Source organism: Microbacterium sp. bgisy207 (assembly GCF_965345035.1).
Taxonomy (GTDB): Bacteria; Actinomycetota; Actinomycetes; order Actinomycetales; family Microbacteriaceae; genus Microbacterium.
The window spans coordinates 122,002-148,678 of sequence record NZ_CBDRMG010000006.1 but is presented as its reverse complement, the minus strand read 5'-3'; the positions used below and the strand labels follow the sequence as shown (position 1 = coordinate 148,678).

25 protein-coding genes and 1 tRNA gene are annotated in these 26,677 nt (G+C 68.9%); 11 read left to right on the top strand and 15 right to left on the bottom strand.

The genetic code is table 11. The features are described from left to right. Positions 1–11: 11 nt before the first annotated feature. Positions 12–1,217, bottom strand: coding sequence for a homoserine O-acetyltransferase MetX (gene metX / locus ACSGC5_RS07535; protein WP_434970024.1), 1,206 nt, complete (start codon positions 1,215–1,217; stop codon positions 12–14). Positions 1,218–1,355: 138 nt separating this feature from the next. Here metX and ACSGC5_RS07530 point away from each other — a divergent pair, with 138 nt between their 5' ends. After that, complete coding sequence (locus ACSGC5_RS07530) at positions 1,356–2,063, top strand: SDR family oxidoreductase (protein WP_434970023.1); 708 nt, start codon at positions 1,356–1,358, stop codon at positions 2,061–2,063. 67 nt (positions 2,064–2,130) lie between these two features. Here the strand turns inward: ACSGC5_RS07530 and ACSGC5_RS07525 are convergent, their stop codons facing one another. After that, complete coding sequence (locus ACSGC5_RS07525; RefSeq protein ID WP_434970022.1) at positions 2,131–3,453, bottom strand: bifunctional o-acetylhomoserine/o-acetylserine sulfhydrylase; 1,323 nt, start codon at positions 3,451–3,453, stop codon at positions 2,131–2,133. 127 nt (positions 3,454–3,580) lie between these two features. Between ACSGC5_RS07525 and ACSGC5_RS07520 the strand changes: the two genes are divergently transcribed. Next, positions 3,581–4,357 (top strand): SDR family oxidoreductase, encoded by a 777-nt coding sequence (locus tag ACSGC5_RS07520; protein ID WP_434970021.1) that lies wholly within the window; start codon positions 3,581–3,583, stop codon positions 4,355–4,357. 83 nt (positions 4,358–4,440) lie between these two features. Here the strand turns inward: ACSGC5_RS07520 and ACSGC5_RS07515 are convergent, their stop codons facing one another. After that, positions 4,441–5,949, bottom strand: a complete 1,509-nt coding sequence (locus ACSGC5_RS07515; RefSeq protein ID WP_434970020.1) for an MFS transporter — start codon at positions 5,947–5,949, stop codon at positions 4,441–4,443. Positions 5,950–6,012: 63 nt separating this feature from the next. Here ACSGC5_RS07515 and ACSGC5_RS07510 point away from each other — a divergent pair, with 63 nt between their 5' ends. From ACSGC5_RS07510 to ACSGC5_RS07500, 3 genes are read left to right on the top strand one after another with little or no spacing between them, the layout of a single operon-like run. Next, complete coding sequence (locus ACSGC5_RS07510) at positions 6,013–6,513, top strand: phosphoribosyltransferase (RefSeq protein WP_434970019.1); 501 nt, start codon at positions 6,013–6,015, stop codon at positions 6,511–6,513. A 3-nt stretch (positions 6,514–6,516) separates the two neighbouring features. Then, positions 6,517–7,215 carry a uracil-DNA glycosylase gene (locus ACSGC5_RS07505; RefSeq protein WP_434970018.1) on the top strand — a complete coding sequence of 233 codons (699 nt, stop codon included), beginning with the start codon at positions 6,517–6,519 and terminating at the stop codon, positions 7,213–7,215. A gap of 10 nt (positions 7,216–7,225) precedes the next feature. Continuing rightward, positions 7,226–7,858, top strand: a complete 633-nt coding sequence (locus ACSGC5_RS07500; protein ID WP_434970017.1) for a GNAT family N-acetyltransferase — start codon at positions 7,226–7,228, stop codon at positions 7,856–7,858. Here the strand turns inward: ACSGC5_RS07500 and ACSGC5_RS07495 are convergent. From ACSGC5_RS07495 to ACSGC5_RS07470, 6 genes are all read right to left on the bottom strand, one after another. After that, a complete protein-coding gene (locus tag ACSGC5_RS07495; RefSeq protein ID WP_434970016.1) occupies positions 7,797–8,639 on the bottom strand; it encodes an ATP-binding cassette domain-containing protein in 843 nt (280 codons plus the stop codon). The genes ACSGC5_RS07500 and ACSGC5_RS07495 overlap by 62 nt on opposite strands. Next, positions 8,636–9,439 (bottom strand): ABC transporter ATP-binding protein, encoded by an 804-nt coding sequence (locus tag ACSGC5_RS07490; protein ID WP_434970015.1) that lies wholly within the window; start codon positions 9,437–9,439, stop codon positions 8,636–8,638. The genes ACSGC5_RS07495 and ACSGC5_RS07490 overlap by 4 nt, the downstream gene beginning before the upstream one ends. Further along, on the bottom strand, positions 9,436–10,359 hold the full coding sequence (locus tag ACSGC5_RS07485; protein ID WP_434970014.1) for an ABC transporter permease: 924 nt from the start codon (positions 10,357–10,359) through the stop codon (positions 9,436–9,438). The genes ACSGC5_RS07490 and ACSGC5_RS07485 overlap by 4 nt, the downstream gene beginning before the upstream one ends. Further along, positions 10,356–11,306: an ABC transporter permease gene (locus ACSGC5_RS07480; RefSeq protein WP_434970013.1), complete on the bottom strand. Its 951-nt coding sequence runs from the start codon at positions 11,304–11,306 to the stop codon at positions 10,356–10,358. Before ACSGC5_RS07480 ends, ACSGC5_RS07485 begins: the two co-directional genes overlap by 4 nt. A 60-nt stretch (positions 11,307–11,366) precedes the next feature. Beyond that, positions 11,367–12,878 (bottom strand): ABC transporter substrate-binding protein, encoded by a 1,512-nt coding sequence (locus ACSGC5_RS07475; protein WP_434970012.1) that lies wholly within the window; start codon positions 12,876–12,878, stop codon positions 11,367–11,369. A gap of 123 nt (positions 12,879–13,001) precedes the next feature. Continuing rightward, positions 13,002–13,949, bottom strand: a complete 948-nt coding sequence (locus ACSGC5_RS07470) for an alpha/beta fold hydrolase (protein ID WP_434970011.1) — start codon at positions 13,947–13,949, stop codon at positions 13,002–13,004. A gap of 120 nt (positions 13,950–14,069) precedes the next feature. On the opposite strand from ACSGC5_RS07470, the gene ACSGC5_RS07465 reads away from it, so the two are divergent. Further along, a complete protein-coding gene (locus ACSGC5_RS07465; protein ID WP_434970010.1) occupies positions 14,070–14,783 on the top strand; it encodes a tyrosine-protein phosphatase in 714 nt (237 codons plus the stop codon). Here the strand turns inward: ACSGC5_RS07465 and ACSGC5_RS07460 are convergent. The 4 genes from ACSGC5_RS07460 to ACSGC5_RS07445 all read right to left on the bottom strand — a co-directional run bounded on the left by ACSGC5_RS07460 (position 14,773) and on the right by ACSGC5_RS07445 (position 18,913). Beyond that, on the bottom strand, positions 14,773–15,255 hold the full coding sequence (locus ACSGC5_RS07460) for a Fe-S oxidoreductase (RefSeq protein ID WP_434970009.1): 483 nt from the start codon (positions 15,253–15,255) through the stop codon (positions 14,773–14,775). The two genes, ACSGC5_RS07465 and ACSGC5_RS07460, sit on opposite strands and share 11 nt — an antisense overlap. Then, positions 15,252–16,067, bottom strand: coding sequence for an arginase family protein (locus ACSGC5_RS07455; protein ID WP_434970008.1), 816 nt, complete (start codon positions 16,065–16,067; stop codon positions 15,252–15,254). Before ACSGC5_RS07455 ends, ACSGC5_RS07460 begins: the two co-directional genes overlap by 4 nt. A gap of 12 nt (positions 16,068–16,079) precedes the next feature. Then, the gene (locus ACSGC5_RS07450; RefSeq protein ID WP_434970007.1) at positions 16,080–16,820 is read right to left on the bottom strand and encodes a PspA/IM30 family protein; all 741 of its coding nucleotides are present in this window, start codon (positions 16,818–16,820) and stop codon (positions 16,080–16,082) included. A gap of 92 nt (positions 16,821–16,912) precedes the next feature. Next, entirely contained in the window at positions 16,913–18,913 is a 2,001-nt protein-coding gene (locus tag ACSGC5_RS07445; RefSeq protein ID WP_434970006.1) for a TPM domain-containing protein, read from the bottom strand. Positions 18,914–19,052: 139 nt separating this feature from the next. Between ACSGC5_RS07445 and ACSGC5_RS07440 the strand changes: the two genes are divergently transcribed. The 5 genes from ACSGC5_RS07440 (at position 19,053) to ACSGC5_RS07420 (ending at position 24,879) form a co-directional block, all read left to right on the top strand. Continuing rightward, a complete protein-coding gene (locus tag ACSGC5_RS07440) occupies positions 19,053–19,892 on the top strand; it encodes a DUF3097 family protein (RefSeq protein ID WP_434970095.1) in 840 nt (279 codons plus the stop codon). Positions 19,893–20,116: 224 nt separating this feature from the next. Beyond that, the gene (locus ACSGC5_RS07435; RefSeq protein WP_434970005.1) at positions 20,117–21,280 is read left to right on the top strand and encodes a hypothetical protein; all 1,164 of its coding nucleotides are present in this window, start codon (positions 20,117–20,119) and stop codon (positions 21,278–21,280) included. Between the two features lie 89 nt (positions 21,281–21,369). Then, positions 21,370–22,029: a tRNA (guanosine(46)-N7)-methyltransferase TrmB gene (trmB, locus tag ACSGC5_RS07430; RefSeq protein WP_434970094.1), complete on the top strand. Its 660-nt coding sequence runs from the start codon at positions 21,370–21,372 to the stop codon at positions 22,027–22,029. After that, the gene (locus ACSGC5_RS07425; protein ID WP_434970004.1) at positions 22,026–22,940 is read left to right on the top strand and encodes a CPBP family intramembrane glutamic endopeptidase; all 915 of its coding nucleotides are present in this window, start codon (positions 22,026–22,028) and stop codon (positions 22,938–22,940) included. The genes trmB and ACSGC5_RS07425 overlap by 4 nt, the downstream gene beginning before the upstream one ends. Positions 22,941–23,004: 64 nt before the next feature. Continuing rightward, positions 23,005–24,879: an alkyl/aryl-sulfatase gene (locus ACSGC5_RS07420; RefSeq protein ID WP_434970003.1), complete on the top strand. Its 1,875-nt coding sequence runs from the start codon at positions 23,005–23,007 to the stop codon at positions 24,877–24,879. A gap of 34 nt (positions 24,880–24,913) precedes the next feature. Here ACSGC5_RS07420 and ACSGC5_RS07415 read toward each other — a convergent pair whose 3' ends face one another. Both ACSGC5_RS07415 and ACSGC5_RS07410 read right to left on the bottom strand, forming a co-directional pair. Beyond that, on the bottom strand, positions 24,914–26,146 hold the full coding sequence (locus ACSGC5_RS07415) for an alpha/beta hydrolase family protein (RefSeq protein WP_434970002.1): 1,233 nt from the start codon (positions 26,144–26,146) through the stop codon (positions 24,914–24,916). Between the two features lie 453 nt (positions 26,147–26,599). Then, positions 26,600–26,672 (bottom strand) — tRNA-Arg (locus ACSGC5_RS07410). Positions 26,673–26,677: the final 5 nt, after the last annotated feature.

Sequence of the window (26,677 nt, the reverse complement as noted above, 5' to 3'; positions counted from 1 at the left end):
CGTCGACTGCGTCAGTCGGCCAGCAGCCGGCGAAGCTGAGCGCTGACGGCAGCGGTTTCGATGAGAAACCCGTCGTGCCCGAAATCGCTCGCGATGATCGCGGCCCGGTCGCCGTCGAGACTCGTACGGATGCCGCGTGCAATGCGGTGCTGCCCGTCGACCGGGAAGAGCCTGTCGCTGTCGATCCCGACGATCAGCGCCGTCGCTTTCACCCGCGCCAGGGCTTCTTCGATTCCGCCGCGGCCCCGACCGACATCGTGGGAGTTCATCGCTTCGACCAGCGTGATGTAGCTGTTCGCGTCGAACCGACGCGTGAAGCGGTTGCCGTGGAAGTCGAGATAGGACTCGACCGCGAACCGGCCGCCGCTGCCCAGCGGACTCACCTCGGACTGCCACGAACGCTGGAATCGTTGATTGAGCTCCGTGGGGGAGCGGTAGTTCAGCAGTGCCATCCGCCGCGCGAGAGCGAGGCCGCGGTGTGGACCGTCGCCGTCGGCGGCGTCATAGTACTCGCCCCCCTGGAACCGGGGATCGACCCGGATCGCATCGAGCTGGACGGAGTTGAGAGCGATCTGGTCCGCCGTGTTCGCCGGGGGAGCCGACAGCACCGCGACGCGTGCGAGACGGTCGGGGTACTCGACCGCCCACTCGAGCGCGTGCATCCCGCCCATGGACCCCCCGATGACGGCGGCCCAGACATCGATCCCGAGCGCGTCGGCGAGTTGACGCTGCGCGCGCACCTGATCGCGGATGGTGAGGTACGGGAACCGCGCCGCCCATTCGTACCCGTCCGGTGCGATGGTTGCCGGACCCGTGGAGCCCTGGCATCCGCCGAGCATGTTGGGGGCGACGACGAACCACCGGTCTGTATCGATGGCGTTGCCGGGTCCGACGATCCCGTCCCACCAGCCGTCGGTCGGATGCCCCGGGCCGGCGGGACCGCGCACGTGGGAGTCCCCGGTGAGCGCATGAAGGATGAGGATGGCGTTGTCGCGTGCGGGCGACAGGTCGCCCCAGGTTTCGAACGCGAGGCGGTACGCGGGAAGCTCGGCACCCCCCTCGGTGCGGAAGGCCCCGAACGAGGCGAATCGGCGGTCGCCGGGGGGATCGCCGTCGCGCCACGCGCCTGTCGCAGGAGGACGTCCGAGCAGCAGGCGCGCGTCGGCTTCCGTCACGGGAGCCGAGGGCACCGTGTCTTCCGAGGTCTGCCAGTCCACTTGGTAACGTCATCTCTCACTCAGGAAGGCTTGGACTGCCAACGCTAGCGCGGACGCGGTGCCCCCACGCGATCTGTTACGGGCGGCGGGTCCGGGCGACACGGCTCACGGGCCCGTATGGCGCGTCAGAATGGGGCCATGGCCCGTTTTCTTCTCATCGCCGGATCCAGCGACATCGGGCGCGCCACGACGGCGCTGCTCGAGCAGCAGGGACACGAGGTGGTGCGCACCGCGAGAGGCACCGACATCATCCACCCCGACGTCGTGCTCGACGCGACGGACTTCGACGCTGTCGATCGCGTGTTCGCTGAGCGAGGTCCGTTCGACGGGGTTGCGGTGTTCGCGGGGTCGCTGCTGCTCAAGCCGGCCCATCTGACGTCCCGGGACGCGTACGACGAGGTCATCGCGGCGTCGTTGACGACGGCCTTTGCCGCGGTGCGAGCGGCGGGTCGGCACATGCGCTCCGGTGGCGCCGTCGTGCTGCTTTCGTCGGCGGCGGCCATGGACGGCTACGCCAACCACGAGGCTATCGCTGCGGCCAAGGCGGGAGTCATCGGGCTCACGTTGTCGGCAGCAGCGACCTACGCGACCCAGAACCTTCGAGTCAATGCCATTGCGCCTGGGCTCGTGGAGACCCGGCTCACCGCCGCCCTGACCGGCAGCGAGCAGGCGCGGGCAGCATCCGACGCGATGCACGCGCTGCCGCGGCTCGGGCGACCCGAGGACGTCGGTCGCGCCGTGGCCTTCTTGCTGGACCCGGCCAACGAGTGGATCACCGGTCAGGTGCTCGCCGTCGATGGTGGGCTCTCCCGCGTCCGGCCGCGCCACCGAGTCACGCCGCGGTAGGAGAACCGCAACGGCCCGGTATCCGTCCACAGGGGACGGACACCGGGCCGAGACTGCGCGGGTGCGATCAGGCGTTCGCTGCGGCGCCGACGTTGCGGGCTGCCGCGAGGGCCTGAGCGAGATCAGCCTTCAGATCGTCGATGTTCTCGAGGCCCACCGAGAGGCGCACGAGGCCCGGCGTCACGCCGGCCGTGAGCTGCTGCTCGGGGGTGAGCTGCGAGTGCGTCGTCGAGGCGGGGTGGATGACGAGGGAGCGCACATCGCCGATGTTGGCGAGGTGGCTGAACAGCGTCAGCGAGTCGACGAACGCACGGCCGGCGTCCACACCGCCCTTGAGCTCGAACGAGAGCACGGCGCCGACACCCTTCGGAGCGTACGTGTTGGCGGCGGCATACCACGGGGAGGTGGGCAGACCCGAGTAGTTCACGCTCGCGACGTCGTCCTGGTTCTCGAGCCACTCGGCGATCTCCTGCGCGTTCTGCACGTGACGCTCGATGCGCAGCGACAGCGTCTCGATGCCCTGGAGGAGCAGCCACGCGTTGATCGGTGAGATCGCCGATCCGAGGTCGCGAAGCAGCTGGACGCGCGCCTTGATGATGTAGGCCAGACCGTCACCGACCGCTGTCGTGTACGAGGCGCCGTGGTACGAGGGGTCCGGCTCGGTCAGGCCCGGGAACTTCTCGACGTTCTGCGACCAGGCGAACTTGCCACCGTCGACGATGATGCCGCCGATCGTCGTGCCGTGACCGCCGAGGAACTTCGTGGCCGAGTGGATGACGATGTCGGCGCCGTGCTCGAGCGGACGGATGAGGAACGGGGTCGCGATCGTGTTGTCGACGATGAGCGGAACACCGTTCTCGTGAGCGACGTTCGCGACGGAACGGATGTCGAGGACGTTGATCTTCGGGTTTCCGATCGTCTCGGCGAAGAAGAGCTTCGTGTTGGGGCGAACGGCGCGACGCCACTCCTCGGGGTCGTCCTGGTTCTCGACGAACGTGGTCTCGATGCCGAGCTTGGCGAGCGTGTACTTGAAGAGGTTGTAGGTGCCGCCGTAGATCGAGCTCGACGAGACGATGTGGTCGCCTGCCTGCGCGATGTTGAGCACCGCGAAGGTCTCGGCGGCCTGGCCCGACGACACGAGCAGCGCGCCGGTGCCGCCTTCGAGCGCAGCGACGCGCTGCTCGACGACATCCTGCGTGGGGTTCTGGATGCGGGTGTAGATGTTGCCGAACTCGGCCAGCGCGAACAGGTTCGCGGCGTGATCGGCGTTGTCGAAGACGTAGGACGTCGTCTGGTAGATCGGCGTCGCACGCGACTTGGTGACGGGGTCGGGTGCTGCGCCCGAGTGGATCTGCTTGGTCTCGAACTGCCAGTTCTGGGCCTCGGACATGGTGTGCTCCTCGAGTCGTGGGGTCGGTCGGCGGGTCGACCGGCCACCACCGAGAGTACGAACACCGTGGAGGTGTCAACAACAAGGGGGAAATGTGACGTAACACTTCGACAGCTAGCGTGGAGGCATGACCAGACGCGCTGTCGTGACAGGAGCAAGCTCGGGAATCGGCGCCGCGACCGTGCGGCGACTCCGCTCCCGCGGGTGGGAAGTCGTGGGTGTCGCCCGACGCGCCGATCGCCTCGCGGAGCTTGAGCGCGAGACCGGCGCGGTGTCATTCGCGGCGGACCTCACCGCGGAGGCCGACACCGCGGCGCTCGCCCAGTTCCTGGCGGAGTCAGGGCCCGTGCACGCCGTTGCGCACGTTGCCGGCGGTGCCCGGGGGACCGACAGGGTCGAGGACGGCGACGCGGCGGACTGGCGCTGGATGTACGACGTGAACGTCCTGGCGGTGCAGCAGCTGACACGCGCTCTGCTGCCGCACCTGCGGTCGGCAGCGGCAACCGACGGTCATGCCGACCTGGTGTTCGTGACATCGACCGCGGCCCAGGCCGCGTACCCGGGGGGAGGCGGCTACAACGCCGCGAAAGCAGCCGAGTCGATGCTCGTGGGTGCCCTTCGTCTCGAACTCAATGGGGAGCCGTTGCGGGTCGTCGAGATCGCGCCGGGGATGGTCTACACCGAGGAGTTCACGCTGAACCGCGTCGGGGGCGACCGCGACCGTGCGGCGGCCGTCTACGAGGGCGTGCAGAACCCGCTCACCGCGGAGGACGTCGCCGATGTCATCGGGTACGCGCTCGAGGTGCCTGGCCACGTGAACCTCGACCTCGTCACGATGCGGCCTGTCGCCCAGTCCGCACAGCACCTGCTGGCGCGCGGTCCGCTGGTGCCCCGCATCCGGTAATCGAGCCCGCCGCGCTCCGCGGGCAGCCGGTATCGCCCCTCTGTGGTCGCTGCACGCGGATGCCCGTTGACGCCGGCCGGCGCTCAGGTGAGCGTGCCCGCGCTCCGGGTGGCGTCGAGCTGGCTGGTGCCGGTGTCTGCGAAGGCGACCTTGGGGACGAACAGGAGCAGAAGCGCGGCGAGGAAGCCGCCGCCGGCACAGATCGCCCAGACCGAGAGGTAGCCGCCGAGGGAGGCCGCCGTCTCACTCGCCACGGCACCGGCGCCTGCCGCGAGCAGCACCCCGAACACGGCCGACGCGAACGCTCCGCCCACGGTCTTGGTCGTGTTGGTCAACGCCGACGCGATGCCGGTCTGGCCGCGAGGCGCGGCGGCCGCCGCGGCCGCGGGGAGCGCTCCGACCAGGGCCCCCGAACCCAGGCCCGCGATCATCAGATTCATCAGCACCTGCCACAGCTCGAGGTGGAACGGCAGGAACAGGGTGTAGCCGACGCCGACGAGAAGGGACGCCCCGATCAGGATGAGACGGGGATTGGCTCGGCGGGAGAGCACCGCGAAGATGACCGCCCCGATGATCAGCGAGAGCAGGTACACGCCGATGATGTACGAGCGCTGCGACGTCGACAGCCCGAGCCCGTAGCCCAGGGCCGAGTCGGTGCCGGCGTACGTCGACAGCGGCCCTTGCGCCCCGAGCAGGCTGATCCCGACGAGGAACGCCGTGATCTGGATCGGCCACATCTCGGGGCGACGCAGCACACGGATGTCGATCGCGGGGTCCTGCTGGCGCAGTTCGAACCGCACGAACCAGACGAACACCAGGATGCCGGCGGCGATGAGCGCGACGACCCACCACCAGGCTCCGGCGCCCAGATCGAGCTGCGGGATCATCCGCATGTAGACCAGCGCGCCGGTCACGAGCAGCAGCCCCCAGGTCAGGAGCACGAAGCCCCAGGTGTCCAACCGCCGCCCCGGTGCCGGTTCCGACTCCGGGACCCCGAGCCAGATCACGCCGGCGACAAGGGTCACCGCGATGGCCGGGATCATCATCGTGACCGTGAGGTTGCCGCCCGTCGCCTCGAAGATGGCGCCGGCAGCGAGAGCACCGGCGATCGCGCCGGCCTGCAGACCGACCACGAGCAGCCCCGCCGCCCGCCGCGTCGAAGAGACGCCGCGGTTCTGGCGGCGCCCGCGTTCGAAAATCAGCGCGACCTCGAGAGGCAACCACACGACGTAGAACCCTTGGAGGGCCCATGCGAGAAGGAAGGTCCAGAAGTCACCGGCGAAGGCGAGCCACCAACTGGCGCCCGCGGTGATGATCGAGGAGATCAACAGGATCCGCTTGTGCCCGTACATGTCGCCGAGCTTGGCCAGGATCGGCACCACGATCGCCGACAGCAGCAACTGCGCCGCCTCGAACCAGTTGACATCCGAGTCGTGGATGTCGAGGTTGATGACGATGTCGCTGAAGAGCGGAACGTAATAGCCCTGGAGGATGCCGCTGACGACCTCGACCAGGATGAACCAGCCGATCAGCCCCGCAGTGATTCCCAGGCCCGTTCCGCGCAACCGGTCCAGGGCGGATGCGTCGGGCATGCCCGCGAGAATAGCACCGCGACCGGCCTAGTCTGGTGCGGGGGAACGGTGAGAGGAGATGCGGTGACGGACGAGCGTGAGACGCTGACCTGGCAGGGATTCGGGGAGGCGACGCGCGACCTGTCTCGTGCCATCGTCGCCGACGGTTTCGTGCCCGACGTCGTCGTCGCGGTGGCGCGGGGCGGTCTCCTCCCGGCCGGTGCGATCGCGTACGGCCTAGGGGTCAAGAACTGTGGCGCCATCAACGTCGAGTTCTACACCGGCATCGGCACGGTGCTTCCCGACCCTGAACTGCTGCCGCCCGAGCTGGACATGTCGTATCTCGACGGACGCCGGGTGCTCCTGGTCGACGACGTCGCCGACAGTGGCCGCACCCTCGATCTCGCGGTGCGCCTGTTGACGGAGCGGGGTGCGCTCGTGCGCAGTGTGGTCATCTACACGAAGCCCACGACGATCATCCGCCCGGACTGGTCGTGGAAGGACACCGCCCTGTGGATCGACTTCCCCTGGTCGTGGCAGGGATCTGTGCTCGACGAGGACATGGCGGCTGCCGGGGTGGGGTGACCCATGGCGATGTCCCTGCCTGAACTCGCCGAGGCCGGTCTGATCGATCCGGGATGGGCTCGTGCGCTGGCCCCCGTCTCGGATCGGATCGCTGGACTGGGCGATCGCCTCCGCGGCGAGGTCGCCGCCGGGCGCCGCTATCTTCCCTCGGGTGATCGGGTGCTGCGCGCCTTCGCCCGCCCGCTCGAGGAGGTCCGCATCCTCATCGTGGGGCAGGACCCGTATCCGACTCCCGGACACCCGATCGGGCTCTCGTTCGCTGTCGATGCCCACGTCCGGCCGCTGCCCCGGAGCCTCGCCAACATCTACCGCGAGCTGGAGGACGATCTCGGGATCGCTCCGGCGACGCACGGCGACCTGTCGGCGTGGAGCGACCAGGGCGTCATGCTGCTGAATCGGGTGCTGACGGTGACGCCGGGCGCGCCCGGCTCCCACCGCGGCTGGGGGTGGGAAGCCGTCACGGAGCATGCGATCCGCACTCTTGCGGCCCGCGAGCGGCCGCTCGTCGCGATTCTGTGGGGGCGGGATGCGGCGGGCCTCCGACCGCTGCTGGGCTCCGTGCCGATCATCGAGTCGCCGCATCCGTCGCCGCTGTCGGCCAGCCGTGGATTCTTCGGCTCGCGCCCGTTCTCCCGGGCCAATGCGTTGCTCCAGCAGCAGGGCGCTGCGCCGATCGACTGGCGCGTCGAGCGGTCGGCGTAGGCTGAACCCCATGCTGGAAGAGGAATACGAGAAGAAGCGGCGGCTTCCCTTCCATTTGCGGCGCCGACCCGAGCCCGAGGGGCCGTTCCGCTATGTGATCCGCCCCGCTGAGGAGCGGGATCTGCCCGACATCCGGGAGATCTACAACTACTACGTGCGCAATTCCGTCGTGACCTTCGACGAGAAGATCTGGTCGCACGCGCAGTGGCGCGAGAAGTACGCGTTCTTGCGCAAGCTCGACCTCCCCTTCCTGGTCGCGCAGTCACCCAACGGGCAGATCTTGGGGTACGCGCTTGTGCAGCCGTGGGCAGGGAAGTCCGCGTACCGCTACACGGTCGAGAATTCCATCTACCTGGGGCAGGCTGCGGCGGGCAAGGGGCTGGGCAGGGCTCTGCTGGAGGCGCTCATCGAGGCGTGCCGCCGGAAGGGCATCCGCGAGATCGTGGCTGTCATCAGCGACAAGGGCGCCGAAGCATCCGTCGCCCTCCACGAACGGTTGGGCTTCACCGAAGTCGGGCGCATGGGCCGCGTCGGTTTCAAGTTCGGCAGATGGCTCGGAACGATCTACCTGCAGAAATCGCTCAAGCCCGCCGGGAAGGGTTTGTTCCGTCGCGGTCCTCGCCCGGATCGGCCCGCGCGGTGATCGTGGGGATCGCGGCCAGGAGCGCGCGGGTGTAGTCCTCCCGGGGTGTGCGGAGCACGTCTGCGGTCGCCCCCCGCTCGACGACGCGTCCGTCCTTCATGACGATGACCCGGTCGCACAGGTGCTGGACGACCCCGATGTCGTGGGAGACCAGGATGATCGTCATGCCCTCATCGGCGCGGAGCCGCCCGAGCAGCTCGAGGATCTGAGCGCGAACGGTCACGTCGAGTGCCGAGAGCGGCTCGTCGCCGACGAGCAGCCGGGGACGGTGCACGATCGCACGGGCCAGCGCGATCCGTTGACGCTGGCCGCCCGAGAACTCGTGGGGGAATCGATCAGCCGCCGCGTCATCCAGGCCGACCTGCCGCAGAACCTCGCGCACCCGGCTGCGCCGGTCTCCTTCGATGCCCAGGGCCCACAGCGGCTCGCCGACGATGCGCCCGACGCTCATGCGCGGATCGAGCGAGGCGTAGGGATCCTGGAAGACGATGCCTGTCAGGTGTCGTAGCCAGCGCAGAGAGCGCGCGGATGCCGAGGCATCCACCGGCCGGCCGGCGATGCGGACCGTTCCGGATGTCGGCAGGTCCAGCCCCAGGAGCAGCCGGACGAGCGTCGACTTGCCCGAGCCCGACTCGCCGATCACCCCGAGCGCGTCCCCTTCATGCAGCGCGAGGTCGACGGCATCGAGGGCGGTGGTGTACCCCGCCCGCGCGAACAACCGGGTGGCGGGCACACGGTGCCGGCGGGTGAGAGCGGCAGCGCGAACGAGCTCGTCGCTCATGAGGAACTCCCACCGGATGGCTGGTCACCGCGCCAGAGCGTTGCGGTGGCATCGCGCAGGAGCCCCTGCGTGACCGCCGAACGGGGGGCGCTCAACAGGTGAGACACCGGGCCCGATTCGACGATGCGCCCGCGCTCGAGGACGAGGGCATGAGTCGCGACCTGCGCGAGGACGGCGAGGTCATGGGTGATGAACAGGAGTGACATCGCGTCGTCCGCGGTCAGGCCGCGCAGGAGCCTCAGGATCTCGGCCTGGATCGTCGCGTCCAGCGCTGTGGTCGGTTCGTCGGCGATGAGCAGTCGCGGTCGACAGGCCAGGGCCATCGCAATCGCGACCCGCTGGCGCTGGCCTCCCGACAACTGGTGCGGATATCGCCGGACGATGGTCTGCGGGTCGGGGAGAGCGACGCGGTCGGCTTCGGCGACAGCGCGTGCGCGGAGTTCGGCGCCGCGCACCCGTTGGTGGATCCGGATCGATTCCGCGATCTGGCGCCCGACCGTGCGGATCGGGTTGAGCGCGGTGAGCGGATCCTGGAACACCATTCCGATCTCGTCGCCCCGAATCCGCGCGAGCGCGCGATCGCCGAGCCCCAGAATCTCCTGCCCGCCCCACCGGATGCTGCCCGATGCGCTCGCACCCTCGGGCAGCAGTCCCGTGATCGCGAGCGCCGTCAGTGATTTGCCCGATCCGGATTCCCCGATGAGACCGATCCTGCTGCCGTCGGGCACCTCGAAGCTGACTCCGTCGACAACCCGCCGTCCACCGATCTCGATCACGAGGTCACGCACCTCAAGGCTCATGAGACCACCTCGGGAACGTGCGTGCGCGAGGTGCGCGCGGCGCCCGCCGCATGGGCGAGTGTGGGGTCGGAGGCTTCTCGGATCCCGTCGCCGAGGAGATTGAGTCCGAGCACGGTCACGGTGATCGCAAGTCCCGGCCACAGGACCGCCAGGGGGTACACGGTGAGGTACTGCTGCAGGTCCTGCAGCAGGACTCCCCACGACGGCTCGGTGACGGGAGCGCCGAAGCCGAGATACGACAGTCCCGCCTCCGCGAGGACAGCGACCGCCATCGCCCAGGACAGCTGAACGATGAACACCGGCGCGACATTGGGCAGGAGGTGACGCCACAGGTTCTGCGCCGGTGTGAGCCCAGACGCCGTCCCGGCGAGCACGAAGTCGCTGTGCAGGACGCGGCGCAACTCAGGCCGCGTGACGCGGGCGATGTTCACCCCGAATCCGATCCCCACCGACCAGATCACGACCCAGAGCGACCCGCCCCACACGGCCGAGATCATCATCGCGACGAGCAGGACCGGGAATGCCACGAGGATGTCGATCATGACGGCCACCGACTCCCGCACCCAGCGCGTGGTCAGTGCGCCCAGCGCGGCAAGCGCAATGCCGATCACCGTCGCGACGAAGGCCGACCCCGTCGCGACCCAGATCGTGGTGCTCGCCCCCGCCATCACCAGGCTCAGGATGTCTCGCCCCGCCCCGTCAGTTCCCAGGAGGTGGGGCCAGCTTGGCGGTAGCCATCGGTTCTGCACGTCCACCTGTTGCGGGTCGAACGGTGTCCACACGGATGCGATCACGGCGACGACCACGAGCGCGACGACGACACAGATGCCGAAGCGCCCCGTCGCCACCGCCCAGACGCGCAGGGGCCACCGAACCCAGCTCCGGCGACGGTTGCGCGGGGGAGTGCGAGTCGAGGTCATGACGTCTCCCGTTGCCGCGGGTCGAGGACCCGGTGGAGCAGGTCGACGAAGAAGCCCACGATGAGGACGAACCCGGTGAGGGCGAGCAGCTCGCCCTGGACCTTCGGGAGATCGCGGGCGCCCACGTCAGCGACGAGCATCCGTCCGATCCCGGGCAGGGAGAACAACTGCTCGATGATGACCGCCCCGACGATGATCCCGGCGACCTGCAATCCCAGAACGGTGATGACCGACAGGCCCACGCTCGGAAGCCCGTGCCGGATGAGGGCGGTGGTCCGTGTCAGCCCTTTGGCCGCTGCCGTGCGGACGTAGTCCTGCCCGACAGCCTGAAGAGTCGCGCTGCGGATGAAACGCAGAAGCATCGCGCCTTCGACGATACCGATGGTCACCGCGGGCAGGATCAGCGACCGCACCGCGGCCGCCGGATCACTCCAGCCGGCGCGGGGGAAACCCTGTGCCGGGAGCCATCCGAGCCACACCGCGAAGATGACGACGAGGATCATGCCCGCCCACACCACTGGCACGGCCGCCAGCGTCTGTGCGCCGACGCTCATGAGGGTTCCTCGGCGGTGCCCGCGCCAGATCGCCGAGGCGACGCCGAGCGGAACACTGAACAGGATCGCGATGCTCAGGGACAGGATGCCCAGGGGCACCGTCACCTGCGCCTTCTCGGCGAGTTCCACCGCGACCGGCGTCCCGGTCAGCAGCGACGTGCCGAGGTCGCCGCGCAGCACGCCGCCGATCCAGTCGACGTACTGCATGATCAGCGGACGGTTCAAGCCCAACTGCTCTCGGATGGCCTCGATCTGCGCGGGAGTGCCGCTTGTCCCCGCGATCAACTGCGCGACATCCCCTGGGAGCACTCGCAGCGTGAGGAAGATGATCACGCTCGCGACCACGAGACCCAGCACGAGCAGTGCGAGCCGGGTGACCACGTAACGGATCACGGCACCGCCCGGGCAGGCGACGGTGGGCGGCGCATCAGGGTACTCCGGTCAGCGTTCGCCTCAGCCTGCGTTCTTGGTCAGGTCCGCGAGGTTGAGTCGTTCGTTCACGTTGATGGTGGGCATTCCACTGATGCCGCTCCCGACGGCCACGATGGAGGCGCCGTTGTAAAGCCAGTCGGCGGCCGCATCCTCGGACACGATCCGGGCTGCTTCGGCCAGCAGAGCGGCTGCTTCGGCTTCGTCCGTCGCGGCGAGGGCCTCCTGGTAGAGCTCCTGGACCTCGGGGTTGTCATAGGTGAAGTAGTAGTCCGGGTTCGCCCAGTTCTCGAAGTCGCGGGCTTCGGTGTGCAAGACGAAGCTCAGGTCGTAGTCCTTGTTGATGTAGACGTCGTTGATCCAGGTCGGGAAGTCGACGCTGTTCACGGTGAGGGTGATGCCGACTTCGTTGAGGTCCGAGACCAGGATCTGCGGGATGGTCGTCGGGTAGAACGACGGGATCGTGAGGGTCAGTTCGAGGTCTTCGGCGCCCGCCTCAGCGAGCAACGCCCTCGCTGCATCGGGGTCGTACGGGGCGACGTCAGAGAGGTCCTCGTATCCGGGATCGAGTTCCGGGATCGGTCCGTACAGCGTCTGGCCCGCCCCGAAGGCATCCGTGAACGAGGTGTGGTCGATTGCCTGACGGATCGCCTGCCGCACCCGCTGATCGGCGAGGGGGCTGCCGGGGCTCTGGTTCATCGCAAGGGTGCCCTTGTCGGTTGACTGCCCCAGCACGACCTCGAAGTCGCCGCCCTCCTGGATCTGCTCGGTGAAGTTCGCATCGAATCCCGTCACGACGTCGACCTCGCCGGCCAGCGCGGCGTTGAGGGCCGCCTGCGTCTCCGGGATGTAGTCGAAGACGACTTCGGCAACCGCTGCCTTCTCACCCCAGTACGCATCGTTGCGCACCAAGGTGATCGAATCTCCCTGACGCCACGAGTCCAGCAGGAACGGTCCGGTGCCATTGGCCGCCGTCGCGTAATCGACGGTGTCGCCTTGCTTGAAGATGAGGCCGGCACGACCCGTGAGGTTCCACAGCAGGCTCGAGTCCGGCTCCGAGAGCGTCAGCGTGATCTCCTGCCCGTCGGCGGTGAGCGAGGCGACCTTCGCGAGCCGCGCGGAGTCCGCCCATTCGGGGGTGTCGCGATGCGTGGTCAGCGACCACACGACATCCTCCGGTGTGAGTGCTTGCCCATCCCCGAAGGTGACGCCCTCCCGCAGCGTGAACGTATACGTCAGGCCGTCAGGCGAAACCTCATAGTCCTCCGCGAGAACCGGCACGATCTCCTGCTCCGAGGTCCGGCCTACGAGTCCTTGGTACACGTTGTCGATCAGGATCTGATCGAGCGCCGCGCCCGCGGTCTGCCGGATGTCCAGATTGCCCGGCTCCAGCACCAGGCGAATCGCCACCGACGCGTTCGGGTCGGGCGCTGCCGTGGTGGTGGAGGCGGGGTCACTGCTGCCGGAGCACGCGGTCAGAACGAGGGCGCTCGCGGCGAGCAAGGCCGAGGCGGCCAGAGCGGTGCGGCGGAACATGGGAGTCCTTTCCGGGGGGCATCCGCGGCGAAGGAGGGGGCTCGCGGAGCGCGAAGGGGATCTGCGGTAGATAACTCTAGGGTCCGGGGGCTGTGTTCCCCTCATCGGGAAGCGAACGTAACGTCATCGTTGTGCGCCGGCGCGCAGCTGTGCGACGGTCGCGGCAAGCGCCGTCGGCGCCTCCTCATGCACGTTGTGACCGGTGTCCAGCGCCACGACGACGGCGTCGGGGCGACGTCGCGTGAACTCCTCCGCGTCGGTGGCGGTCACGAAACCCCGCTCGCCCCGGACCAGGGCGAGCGGGGCCGCCACGGCGGCGACATCCTCCCACCCATCGGCGGTAAGGATCTCGGCGAGTGCATCCTGCCGGGCATCGACCTGGGCGGCGAGTTCCGGAGCATCGGCGAGGGCGGCAGCGAGGTGCGCGAAGTGATGCTTCCACTCCACCCGACCGTCTTCGCGTATGCGTGAGTTCAGCCAGACGCCGCGCTCGACCTTCTCCCGCGTCCCGCCGCCCAGACCAAAGGCCATCGCCCGCTCGACCAACTCGTCACGGCTGGCCCAGTCGGTGGGTCCGGCGAAAAAGGCGCGGATCTGCGCTGCTCCGGCGTTCGGATCGATGCCCGGCGTGATGTCGATCACGATCACCTGCGCCACGGCGTCGGGGACAGATGCGGCAACGGCCGCGGCCGTGAGGCCTCCCAACGAGTGACCCACGATCAGCTGCGGCTGCGAGGTCCATGCCGCCAGCCCGGCTGCGACGTCGGGGGCGAGAGTCCTCGCCGTGTAGGCGGCGTCGGGTCGCCATGACGAGTCGCCGTGGCCCGGAAGATCGATCGCGAGCGCGGGAAGCCCCAGCGCCAGGATGGTGGAGTCCCACGTGTGGGCGTTCAAACCGGCACCGTGGACGAAGGTGACCTCGGGCGCGGCATCGCCGAACCGCAGCGCACTCAGGGTCCGTCCGTCATCGAGCGTGAGGGTGAGGCGCTCCACCCGGGGAAGAACCTCGGATGCGCCAACGCTTCGCGCATCCATGGCCAGGAAGCGGAATTCGTCGTCGGGAGTGGTCATTGCCGTCCATCCTCGGTCGCCTGCGCAGATGCATCCATTGTGGACCCTTGCGCGGCGACCGCCGATGGGCGGGGGAGGAGCGCCTCCCGGGGCGGTGCGACGGCGATAGGGTGGAGGGACGTGAGCACACTCGACATTCCCGGCGCGGTCAACTTCCGGGACACCGGCGGTCTGCCCGCCGGCGCCGGCATCACTCGGATGGGCGTGCTCTACCGGTCGGGCAACCTGGCCAGGCTCGACGACAGTGGTGTCGGACAATTCGCACGTCTCGGCATCCGCCGGGTGATCGACCTGCGTGACGATGCGGAGGTCGCGAGCGCTCCGAGCCGTATCGCCGAGAGCGACCTCGTCGTGCAGCGAGTCCCGCTCTTCCTCGGTTCCGTGGCGTCGTTCTTCGTCGAGGATGTTCCCCTCTCCGAGATGTACCGACGGCTCGTGGAGGATTCGGCGTCACGGGTCGTCGACGTCGTCCGTGGAATCATCGCCGATCAGCCGGTACTGGTCCACTGCACCGTCGGGAAGGACCGGACCGGGGTGACGGTGGCTGTCGCCTTGGCGGCGGCAGGGGTCGACCGCCGCGCCGTCATCGCCGACTACGCGCGGACCGAGGGGCTGTTGCCCCCCTCACGAAACCGGGATGTCATCGCGCGTATCCGACAGTTCTACCCGGATGCCGTCAACCTCGAGGAACTTGCGACCAGGTCGCCGGCGGACGTGATGGCGAGGTTGCTGGACAGCCTTGACGCGGCGTACGGATCTCCCCGCGACTACCTGCATGCCCACGGCATGACAGACGACGAGGTCGAGGAGTTGGCTGCGGTGCTCATCGAGTGATCGTGCGGCGGGCGCGACGGCGGGGGATGTAGTTCCCGTCCTCGAGGCCCGCCTCGATCTCGAAGCGGTTCCGGAGCGGGTTGCGCCCCGAAAGCTGGTACAGCAGCGGCATGAGCAGGCCGTACCGGCGCCACTGGCGCACATGCACGAGTTCGTGCCGCAGGACTCGGGGGCCGTCATTGTCGGCGGTGAGATAGCAGGCACCGACGCAGACGCCGCCTCGGGGAAAGGTCCACCGAGGCATGCCGCGGAAGACATAGACCACGACGCCGTCGGCGCCGCGATGGCGCGTCACCCGGCCCGTGCTCCAGAGCAGACCCCACGCGAACCCGACGGCGGTGCCGACCGTGGCGCCGGCGCGGGAGAACACCGAGTCGAGGAACGGCAGCCAGCGATCCACCCGTCGCCCCCGCGCGAGGGCGCGCTCTGCTGCCGCCTCCCATCCGGGCGGTGGAGCCGGGATCGGACTCACGCCACGGCCCCGAGCAGGCGCAAGATCGTGGGCATGTCCTCGATGGCAGCATCCGCGGGAGACGGTGAGAACTCCGCGACGGTTGCGCCCACGAGGGGGAAGCGGTCGCGCACCGCCCTGACGGCGCTGATCACGGCGGCGGCATCCGGACCGAACGGCACCGGGAACGAGAGCCCCGTGATCACGGACGGATCGAAGACGTCCAGGTCGATGTGCAGATACACCCTGCTCGCTCCGGTGGCTGCGACCGCGGTCACGAGAGCTGCGGGATCGGCGAGGTCGCCGGGTGGGACGACCCGGATTGCCCGCTCGTCGAGGAACTGCCGCTCGGCGTCGTCGATGTCCCGGACCCCTGCCAGCACGACTCTCTCGGCGGCCAGGGCGCCGGGCGGGAGACGAAGCCGGTCGGAGCCCTCGCCCAGCGCGGCGCGCAGAACCATCCCGTGGAAGGCGCCGCTCGGCGAGCTCTCCGGCGTGTGCAGGTCGGCGTGGGCGTCGAGCCACACGAGCGCGACATCCTCGGCAGCCACCGCCTCGAGGGCGCCGAGGCTCACCCCGCAGTCCCCGCCGATCACGACGACAGGCTCGGTTCGACTCGCGACCGCGTCGCGGACCAGATCGCGGATCCGGGCCAGCGAACTCGCGCGGCGGATGCCGCTGTCCAGGCTCTCACCGGCTTCGACCGGCAACTCGAGACGAGTGCAGGCCGAAGCCGGGAGATCGGCCGCGATCGCCTCCGCGCCGTCGATGAGTTGCATCGCGCGGGCCGAGCCCGAACCCTGCCACTGCGGGGCGATGACGAAGTGAGCCATGAGGTGATGCGGTCAGCCCTCGATCGCGGGCTTGACGGGGGAGCCGCCGGACTTCAGCGCCGCCAGCCGCGCCTCGACCTCCGTGAGCTCGCCGAGGTCCTCGAGGCTCTCGAACTGCGCATCGAGGCTCGACGCCGCGAGCTCCGTCTTGCCCTGGGCGATCGCCTCCTGGCGACGCACCTTCTCCTCGAAGCGGCCGAGTTCGCTCGTCGGGTCGAGAACGTCGATCGACTTCACGGCATCCACGACCTTGGTCTGCGCTTCGGCGGTCTTCTGACGCGCGACCAGCTCGGCCGACTTGGCCTTGAGCTGCTCGAGCTTTTGCTTCATGCCGTTGAGGCCGTCCTTGAGCTTGCCCACGACCTCGGTCTGCGACGCGATCTGCGGAGCGGCAGCCTTCGCCGAGTTCTCGGCCGCGATCTGACGCTGCAGCGCGACCTTTGCGAGGTTGTCGAACTTGTCGGCATCCACGGGGTCACCCGCAGCGCGGAACTCGTCGGCCTTGCGGCTTGCGGCGAGCGCCTTGTTGCCCCACTCGGCAGCCGACTGCAGGTCTTCCTGGTGGTCGCGCTCGAGGAGGCGCAGGTTGCCGATCGTCTCGGCGATCGCCGCTTCGGCGTCGGCGATGTTGTTGGTGTAGTCGCGCACGAGCTGATCGAGCATCTTCTGCGGGTCCTCGGCCTGGTCGAGCATCGCATTGATGTTCGCCTTCACGAGGGTGGAGATGCGTCCGAAGATGGACTGCTTTGCCATCGGGGTGTCCTTCCTGCTGGGTGTGGGTGAAGCTGGGTGTATCGAGTGCTGAGTCTTCAGAGGTGCTGCCCGGTGAACGTCGATGTGGCGGGCTAGAACCGGCCTCCGCCGCGGCGTCCGCGGGTGCCGCCCCCGCCGAAGCTGCCGGGACCGCGTCCGCCCCCGAAGCCGCCGCCGATGCCTCCGCCGCGCCGCGAGCTGCCGCCGCCGAACCCCCCGAATCCGCCGCGGGGCGCGCCGCCCCCCAACAGCGAGTTGATCACGATTCCGCCGAGTATTGCGCCCATCATCCCGTCCGAGCCGGCGCGCGTGGGGGCGCCACCGTATCCGCCGCTGAAAGCGCCGACGTCGCGTTGGGCGGCGTGGATCGCCTGCGCGGCGAGGTGATCGGCACGCTGCGCATGGGCAAGCGCGCCGGTCGGGTCGGAGGTCTGTTGCCGGGTCGCGGCGGCGAGGCTTGCACGAGCTTCGGCCAGTCGCGTGCGCGCTTCCGCTCCCACGGCACCACGGCGTGCCGCGATGAAATCCTCGGCGGCCGAGATCTGAGCGCTCGCCTGCATCGTGACCTGCGCGAGCATCTGTTGGGCGCGCTGGGCCTGCGCCTGCGCATCCCGTGCGTGCTGGAGGACCGCGTCGATCTCGGCATCCGCGGACTCGAGCATCTGCAGGGCCGCCAGCGGGCGCTGCTGGGGCGCGTTCAGCAGCGCCCGTGCGGACGCGATCTGCTGCGCGGTGCCTGCCGCGACGCCCGCCAAGCGGCCATCGGGGTCGGGCAGAGCGCGCGCGGTTGCCACATCCGCCTCGAGTTGCGCGATGAGGGACTGTGCGCGGGTGGTCGCGCCGCGCAGGTCGCTCGCGAGGGTGTCGATCGCGCGCTCCAGCTGCAGCGCCTGGGCGACGGCGTCTTCGGCGGCACGGATGCTGACAGCGGCCTCCGACGATCGGCCGGCATCGAGGGCGCTGCGCGCGGTCGCGAGCGCGGCGTCTGCGAACACGATCCGCTCCCGAATCTGCTCCGGATTGTCGGCCACCGTGGCGATGGCGTCCGGATGGAATGCCGCGGCCAGTTCCTGGCGACGGCGATCGGCATCCGCGATGCGAGCGAACGCCTCCTCGCGGTCCCGAGCGACGCGCTCGAGCGCCTGGGGAGCGTTGCGCTCGAGCTCGCGAAGCGCGTCGAAGTGCGCGGCCTTCTCGTCGAGCGCGGCGTTCGCGCTGTCGCACAGCTCCAGGATGCGCAGGTTCCACTCCCGGATCTGGGCGTCCGTGTCGGGTTGCCCGTCATCGAGCTTCTGCTGAAGCGAGAAGGCTTCGGCAAGGCTCGCGGTCGCCGTCTCGAGGGCCTTCTCGAACTCGACCGCGGCGGCGTCACCGAACTGGGCGCGCGCGAAACCGAGCTCCTGCTCGCTCGTCGTGATCGCATCATCGGTGGCGACCAGCGCCGACGCCGCGCGCCGTGCCAGTTCCCCGAGATCCATCGCGTGCACGTCCGGTGCGCGCGTGCGCCGCGAGCGCACGACGAGCCAGATCACGAGCGCCGCGACCCCGGCGATCACCACGATCACCAGGAGCACCAGGAGCACCGTGAAGAACCCGCCGAAACCCGACCCTCCGGCCAGCGCTGCCTCGAAGCCGTCCGCTGCCGTGGTCACCGCGCCCAGGTAGTCCCCAGCGCTCAGGAATGGCTTGATGTCGGCCTCGATGGCCAGGAGCTGATCCTCGCTGAGGGGCCCCGCGGTATCGGCTGAGATGTAGAACTGACGGGATTCGGTCGCAGCGGCGAAGATGTACTGGCTCGGCCCGAGTCCGTTGGCCGCAGCGACGGCATCCGCCCATTCCTGGCTGTTCGAGGGGTTTGTGAACTCGTCGGCGAACACGACGTAGAGGTCGACTCCGGTCGTGTCGTAGAGCTCGGTCAGGCGAGCGTTCGCCGCGGCCTCGTCGGCTGCGCTCAGCGCGCCGACCTCGTCCAGGACATAGCCGGAGCCGAGCGTGACCGGGTCGGTGGCAGCGGCCGGGGCGGCGGTGAACGCCAGCGCGACCGCCGCCGCGCATGCGCTCACGAACGCCCCGAACGACCATCGACTCGGCATCGATTCCCCTCCCGGTGCGCGACAGCCTGCGCCCCTCGATCCTATTGAGGCGGTGAGGTCGCGCGGAAGCGCTCCGCGGGGCACACCGGATCCTCACAGCCTGCGACATAGGGTGAATGCCCGAAAGGCAGGTGCGGTGGTGGACGATCGCTACGGAACGGATGTGCTCGACAGCGGCTGGCGCGGTCACGGCCGGTCTGAGAGTCCGCGTGTCCCGGCCGAGCGTGGACTCGTCGTCGAGGTCCAAGCCGACGGATTCTGCGGCGCCGTGACGCAGTCGGATGCGGCGACGGTCGAGCTCGAGGATCGGCGGGGAGCGAGGCGCCGATTCGCCCTCGGGCCGGGGTTCCTCATCGACGGCGCGCACGTCGTGCTCGTGCCGCACCGTCCCGCGCCGTCGCGGACTCCCGCCCGAACCGCCTCCGGTTCCTTCGCTGCTCCCCAGGCCCGTGCGCGCGTGGCGCGCGCCAGCCGGATCCTGGTCGAAGGGCGCCACGATGCGGAGCTCGTGGAAAAGGTCTGGGGCGACGACCTGCGTGCGGAGGGCGTGGTCGTCGAGTATCTCGAGGGCGTCGACCGCCTGGCCGCTCTCCTCGACGAGGAACCTCCGTCCGAGCGGCGCCGCTACGGCATCCTCCTGGATCATCTCGTCCCGGGGTCCAAGGAGTCACGGATCGCTGACGGGATCGCGCGCGGGCGGCACGGCGCCCACCTGTTGATCGTCGGCCACCCCGAGATCGATGTCTGGCAGTGCGTCCGGCCCGCAGCGCTCGGACTGCGGGAGTGGCCCACCGTTCCCCGCGGCACAGACATCAAGGTGGGCACGTGCCGCGCGTTGGGCTGGCCGCATGAGTCCGCGGCGGATCTGAGTCGGGCCTGGCGGCGGATCCTCGGGGCGGTTCACACCTACCGCGATCTCGAGCCGAGTCTTCTGGGGCGCGTGGAGGAGCTCATCGACTACGTCACCGCCTCGCACTGATCCGCTCCGGCGGACCCGGCTGCACCGCTTCGGGGTCGGGGCCTGGCATACTGGGGGAAGGCGTTCTCGCCTCCTTTTGTGTGCGCGGAAGGTCAGCAGTGGTTCCCACCTCTCGACAGGATGTCGCGCTCTCCGCAGGGAGAGCCCCCTCCTCCCGGGGATGGCGAGGAGTTCCTCGTGCCCTCAGCACCTGGCTCGCCGATCTCACGTCGCCGCGCGTCGGCGTGGAACCGATCGCACCCGGCACCCTCACCAAGGTCGTCGGGATCTGGGCGATCGGACGCGCGGTCAACATGGGCCTGCTGTGGATGTTCTTCGAGATCTCGCGCCTCGCAGACCTCGGTTTCGGTCCTTTCGGCATCCACGTACGCAGCTTCCTCACCTTCCTCACCGGCTGGGACGCCGACCACTACCTCAATATCGCGCGCACCGGATACCCGATCCGACTGCCGATGGAAGAGGGGATCGTCCAGACCAACGACTGGGCGTTCCTCCCCGTCCTCCCGCTGCTCGAGCGGGTGGGTTCGGATCTGACGGGAGTCGACGAGGGCATCATCGGCGTCATCGTCAGCATCGCCGCGAGCCTGGGCGCCACGCTCGTGCTCTTCCTGCTGCTGCGTCGGGTGACGACCCCGCAGGCCGCGTGGTGGGGTGTCGTCCTCTTCACGTTCGCGCCGCTGTCGTTCGTGTTCGTGCTCGCCTACGCCGAGTCGCTGTTCCTTCTGTTGATCTTCACGGCGCTCCTACTCGCCATCCGGCGCCAATACCTGCTCATCCTGCCGGTCGGGGTGCTCGCGGCGTACACACGTCCCGGTGTCCTCGCTCTGGCACTGGGCCTGGGAATCGTCTTCGTCGTGCGGTGGATGCAGCACCGCACCGACCCGTTCCCCTGGACGCAGCGGCTGAGTCTTGCCGCGAGCGGCCTCGCGATCGCGGCTGCCGGCCTGTCGTGGACCTACATCGCCGATGCCGTCACGGGCATTCCTCACGCCTACGTGCGCACCGAGACCGCCTGGTGGATTCCTCTCGTCGGCACCGGTGACTTCGTCCCGCTCACGCCGTGGTTCCGGTTCTTCGGCACCTACCTCAACGTCTTCGGCATTCTCGTCGTGCTGGCCATCATGGCGGCCTTCGCCTGGTGGATGTTCTCGAAGCCGACTCGCAAGCTCGGCCTCGTGATCGTCGCGTACGCAGCCAGCTACGGTCTGTACCTGTTCGGAGTCTTCCTGCCGCAGCAGAGCACGTTCCGCCTCATGATGCCGCTGTCGCCGCTGCTGGGTGACGAACGTTTCTCGTCGACGCAGCATCGCCGCCAATGGCTCCTGCTCGGGTGCCTGGCCCTCCAGGTCGTCGCCGTGTTCCTGCTGTGGACCATCGGGTATCCGTGAGCGGTCGGGCACCCGCGGTGACGACTGCCGAGAACGCCTCGACGGGTTTTCGTCAGCAGCCCGTGTCTTTCGTCCGCCGAAGCGGCAGGATGTCGGAAGCGCAGCAGCGCGCGTGGGCCGAGGTCAGTCCCCGGATGCTGATTCCCGTCGAGCGGGATGCCGCATCCACGAGCATCCGGGAAGGGTCGACCATCGACCCCGCAGCCGTGTGGGGTCGCACGGCGCCGCTGGTCGTTGAGATCGGATCGGGCCAGGGACACGCGATCGTGCACGGGGCGTCAGCCCGTCCCGACGCGAACTTCCTGGCCATCGAGGTCTTCCGGGCGGGCCTCGCGCGGACGATGCTCGATGCCGACCGGGCCGGCCTTACCAACCTTCGACTCGTCGAGGGCAACGCTCCGGAGGTGCTCGAGTATCTCCTGCCGTCGGCATCCGTCGATGAGCTCTGGGTCTTCTTCCCCGACCCGTGGCACAAGAAGAAGCACACCAAGCGCCGGCTGGTCACCACCGAGTTCGCCGCGCTCGCGGCATCCGTGCTGCGCCCTGACGGGGTGCTGCGTCTTGCGACGGACTGGCAGGACTACGCCGACCAGATGCGGTCGGTCATGGATGCAGCACCTGGCGTCGTGCGCGCGTTCGAGGGCGAGTGGGCAGAGCGTTACGAGGGTCGGGTGCTGACGGCCTTCGAGCGTAAGGGCGTGCGCGCGGGACGCGAGATCCGCGACCTGACCTATCGGCGAACCCCGTGAGTGTCGGTTCCCCTGCCGGGCACGGCGTCACGGCCCGGCTTCCTGCGATCTCGTGGTCGATCGTGCCGGCCGGGTTCGTCGTCCTGGCGGCGCCGGCGTTCTTCGTCGCCCTGATCCCTTGGCTGGGGTGGACGCTGCTGGCGGCCGGGATGATCGCCGCCGTCCTCGTCGAGCGGTTCGCGCCCGCGCCGTCGCGCCCGACGGTGCGCGCGGGCTCCCGCCGGGAGACGGCCTGGGTCGTGTCCCGGCCCCCGTCGATCGTCCGCGACCTGTCGCTCATCGCGATCGGGATGCTCATCGTCAGCGCGATCCCGCTCAAGGCTGAGCTCGACAACCTCGCCATCCTCCGCTTCGCTCTCGCCCTCGGGGGAGCTGTCGCGGTCCCTTACCTGATCTCACGGTTCGTGTACCGGGATCGGGCGATCGGCTTTCCGTGGCGCGGCGGCGGGCGGTGGACGTGGTTTCAATGGACGTGGCTTGTCGCCGTCCTCGTGCTCGGCTGGCTCATCCTGCCGTTCTACTTCATCACCTCCGGCGTCTACCTCAACTGGCCAGTCGTCGACACCCCCGACCTCATCGCGCGCCTGTTCGTCGGGGTCGGCGCGGTCGGGATCTGGGATGAGCTCTTCTTCATCTGCACCGTGTTCGTCCTGCTGTTGCGCCACCTGCATCCGGTCACCGCGAACCTGCTGCAGGCTGTCGTGTTCGTCTCGTTCCTGTGGGAGCTCGGCTACCAGGCGTGGGGACCGCTGCTGACCATCCCGTTCGCGTTGCTACAGGGGTACATCTTCCTCGTGACGCGGTCACTCGCCTACGTCGTCACGGTGCATCTGCTCTTCGACGCGGTCGTGTTCGCCGTGCTCGTGCACGCCCACAACCCCGGGCTGTTCGACGGGTTCTTCCTGGTCTGAACCCCGTGGCCGGCTACGCCATTCGCCCCTTGTGCCGGTCGGACACCTCATCCACGCTGAGTCCATGACCGACCTCCTCGATCCGGCACCGGCCATCGTCGATGCTCATGCGCTCGCCCTGAACACCCTGCCGTTCGCTGATGATCGGGACGTGGTTGCCGCGGAGCGCGGCTTCCTCGGCACGCTCGATCCGCTCGTGATCACGGATGCCGATGGCGGCGTCGTCTGGGACGGGGAGAGTTACGCCTTCGTGCAGGGCGAGCCTCCGGCATCCGTGCACCCGAGTCTGTGGCGTCAGTCCACGCTTGCCTCGCGGCACGGTCTGTTCGAAGTCGTGCCCGGGATCTATCAGGTGCGCGGGTTCGACCTCTCGAACATCACGTTCGTCGAGGGGGACACCGGGATCATCGTCATCGACCCGCTGATCTCCAGCGAGACAGCCGCCGCGGCACTCGCCCTGTACCGGCAGCACCGCGGTGCGCGTCCCGTGGTCGCGGTCATCTACACCCACAGTCACGTCGATCACTTCGGCGGTGTCTTCGGCGTGACCTCCCAGCAGGAGGTGGACTCCGGCGCGGTGCAGGTCATCGCCCCCGAGGGACTCGTGGCGCACGCGGTGGCAGAGAACGTCTATGCCGGGACGGCGATGGGGCGTCGCGCAGGTTACATGTATGGAGCGGTGCTGGCCCGGGGACCTCGGGGGCAGGTCGGCACGGGCCTCGGACAGACGACCTCGACCGGTTCGGTCGGGCTCATCGTCCCGACCCTCGACATCCGTGAGACAGGCGAACGGCACACGATCGACGGAATCGAGATCGAGTTCCAGATGGCCCCGGGCACCGAGGCGCCAGCCGAGATGCACTTCTCCTTCCCGCGTTTCCGTGCCCTGTGCATGGCCGAGAACGCGACCCACAACCTCCACAACATCCTCACACTGCGCGGCGCGCTCGTGCGCGACCCGCACGTGTGGTCGCAGTACCTCACGGAGGCGATCGAGCGGTGGGGCGACGCGTCCGATGTCGTCTTCGCCTCCCACCACTGGCCGACCTGGGGCCGCGACGAGATCGTCGAGTTCCTCTCGACCCAGCGGGACCTGTACGCCTATCTGCACGACCAGACCGTGCGCATGCTCAATCAGGGGATGACCGGCGCGGAGATCGCTGAGGTCATCCAGCTGCCCCCGGCGCTGGAGAACGCGTGGAACGCTCGGGGCTACTACGGGTCGGTCAGCCACAACGTCAAGGCGATCTACCAGCGCTACATGGGCTGGTTCGACGGGAACCCGGCACGGCTGTGGCCCCATCCTCCCGAGGCGCTGGCCGAGCGCTACGTCGAGGCCATCGGGGGAGTCGATCGTGTCATCGAGCGTGCGCAGATGGCGTACGACGAGGGTGATTTTCGGTGGGCGGCGACCCTGCTCGATCATGCGGTCTTCGTCGATCCCGAGCACACTGCGGTACGGGAGCTGTACGCGGCGACGCTTCGTCAGCTCGGCTACGGCTCCGAGAACGGCCCGTGGCGCAACTTCTTCCTCTCCGGTGCCACCGAGCTGACCGAGGGCAATTTCGGCACTCCGACCAGTCCCAACGCGCCCTCGATCGTCGCGCAGCTCTCGCCCGAGCAGCTCCTGGACTCGCTCGCGGTGTCGGTCGACGGTCCGGCGGCATGGGATCTGGACCTTGCCCTGGATCTCGTGTTCACCGACCTGGACGCCACCTACCGTGTGACGCTGCGAAACGGCGTGCTCGTCTACCGACGTCGGCCCGAACCGACGGATGCTCCTCTCGTGCTGCGGATGTCGAAGCTTCGCCTGCTCGCGTTGCTCGGGGGCGACAGGTCGAGCCCCGGTATCGAGTCGGACGGAGACGGGAGGGTGTTCGAGCAGCTGGCCGGCGTACTGCAGCCGGGTGACCCGGCTTTCGACATCGTGCTGCCCTGAGGGGCGCGCCTTCGCCGTTCGCGGCGCGGGCTCCTCAGCGCCCGAGGCGCACGTCGAGCCAGTCGAACATGCGCTCGTCGGTGAGCAGGCGCGCCAGCGGCTGGCAGTGGTAGTCCGCGCCCTCGTCTGCCGTGAACGGTTGCAGCGTCCCGTTCGGCACCATCTGCGCCAGTTGCTCGGACTGACCCGGCCAGAACTGCTCCTTCTCGGGGGAGGTGATCAGCAGGGGAGTGGTGATGCGCGCCGCGTCCTCGTCCGAGAGGCGGTACGTCATCATCTCGACGATCGTGTCGTACGGGCTGTCCTTGCCGTAGGGCCGCGCGCGGAACTTCCATAGGCGGGAGACGGATGCCGAGTAGTGCATCGCAAGCCGCATCCCGTGGTCGAACTTCTCCTTCTCGCCCTTCTCGACCAGCGCGAGCTCGCTCTTGGGGAAGTGCGCGAGCCAGGACTGCGACACGTCGACGACGCCCGGGTCGGCGACGGCCGCAGCGATCCGATGCTCGAACGCCAGCGCCCGGGGGAGCCAGTATCCGGCCTGGCTGATGCCGTACGCCGCGAGGCGGGCGGCATCCACGTCGGCCCGGGCGACGAGCGTGTCGACGACCGGTGTGAGCACGGCCTCCCAGTCGTGCCGGAACGGGATGTTGCGATCGAAGAGCATCGACTGTTGGCCCGGACCGTCGAACATGAACACGTTGTAGCCGCGTCGTAGTCCCCCCAGGCCCCCCGTCGCCCACATGCCACTGATGGCGCCGTCGCTCCCGTTGACGAGGATGAGCGTCGGCAGAGGACCGGGTCCGTCGGATGCGGCGAAGAAGTATCCCGGCATCGTCTCGTCGCCGTAGGGGACCTCGACGCGCTCGGCGCGATACGGAGCGCGGTCGACGAATGCGTCCCAGGCGGAGCGGTGGGCTCGGAACGCCGTGTGGAGGCGGTCGTCGTCGCCCAGCGCCGCGGCCGCGTTCACCGCGACAGCGAACGCGTTCGCGCAGCGCAGGTACGCGGATGCTGCGCTCACCCGGTGTCCGGCAGCATCGCTCCCCTCGGCCTGCGTACGAAGACGCGCACCCAGGGCCGACCACGCCGAGAACCACGCCTCGTGGTCGCCATCCTTGACGTCGACGATCGTGCGCAGTACCTCACCCGCATCCGCGCCGCCGTACGGGGCCATACCGAGCTGGATGCGGACGTCGAAGTCGAAGTCCTCGCTGTAGAAGCCCGTCTCGAAGACGTCGTGTGCGTGCCGGCCGAAGAGGTGAGCCATGGTTTCTCCCCGAGTGTTGTCGTGGGCAGGCTATCGACGCGGTGGCGGCAGCGGAAGGGCTACCGCCACTCCACGCGCCGCTTCGCGTCGCGCGGAGCCTCGGGCGGTGGGGGCCCGCCTGGTGGTGGGTGTAGAGATTGAGAGAGGGACCGCCCCTCCGGGACGGCCCCTCTCTCAATAACGTGCCCCCGCGCCCTACCGCCACTCCACGCGCCGCTTCGCGTCGCGCGGAGCCTCGGGCGGTGGGGGCCCGCCTGGTGGTGGGTGTAGAGATTGAGAGAGGGACCGCCCCTCCGGGACGATCCCTCTCTCAATAACGTGCCCCCGCGCCCTACCGCCACTCCACGCGCCGCTTCGCGTCGCGCGGAGCCTCCGGCGGCAGGGGCCCGCCCGACGGGTGGTGTAGATATCGAGAAAGGGACCGCCCTTCGGACGGCCCCTTTCTCGATATCGTGCCCCCGACAGGAATCGAACCTGCGACCTTTGGTACCGGAAACCAACGCTCTATCCCCTGAGCTACGGAGGCGCACC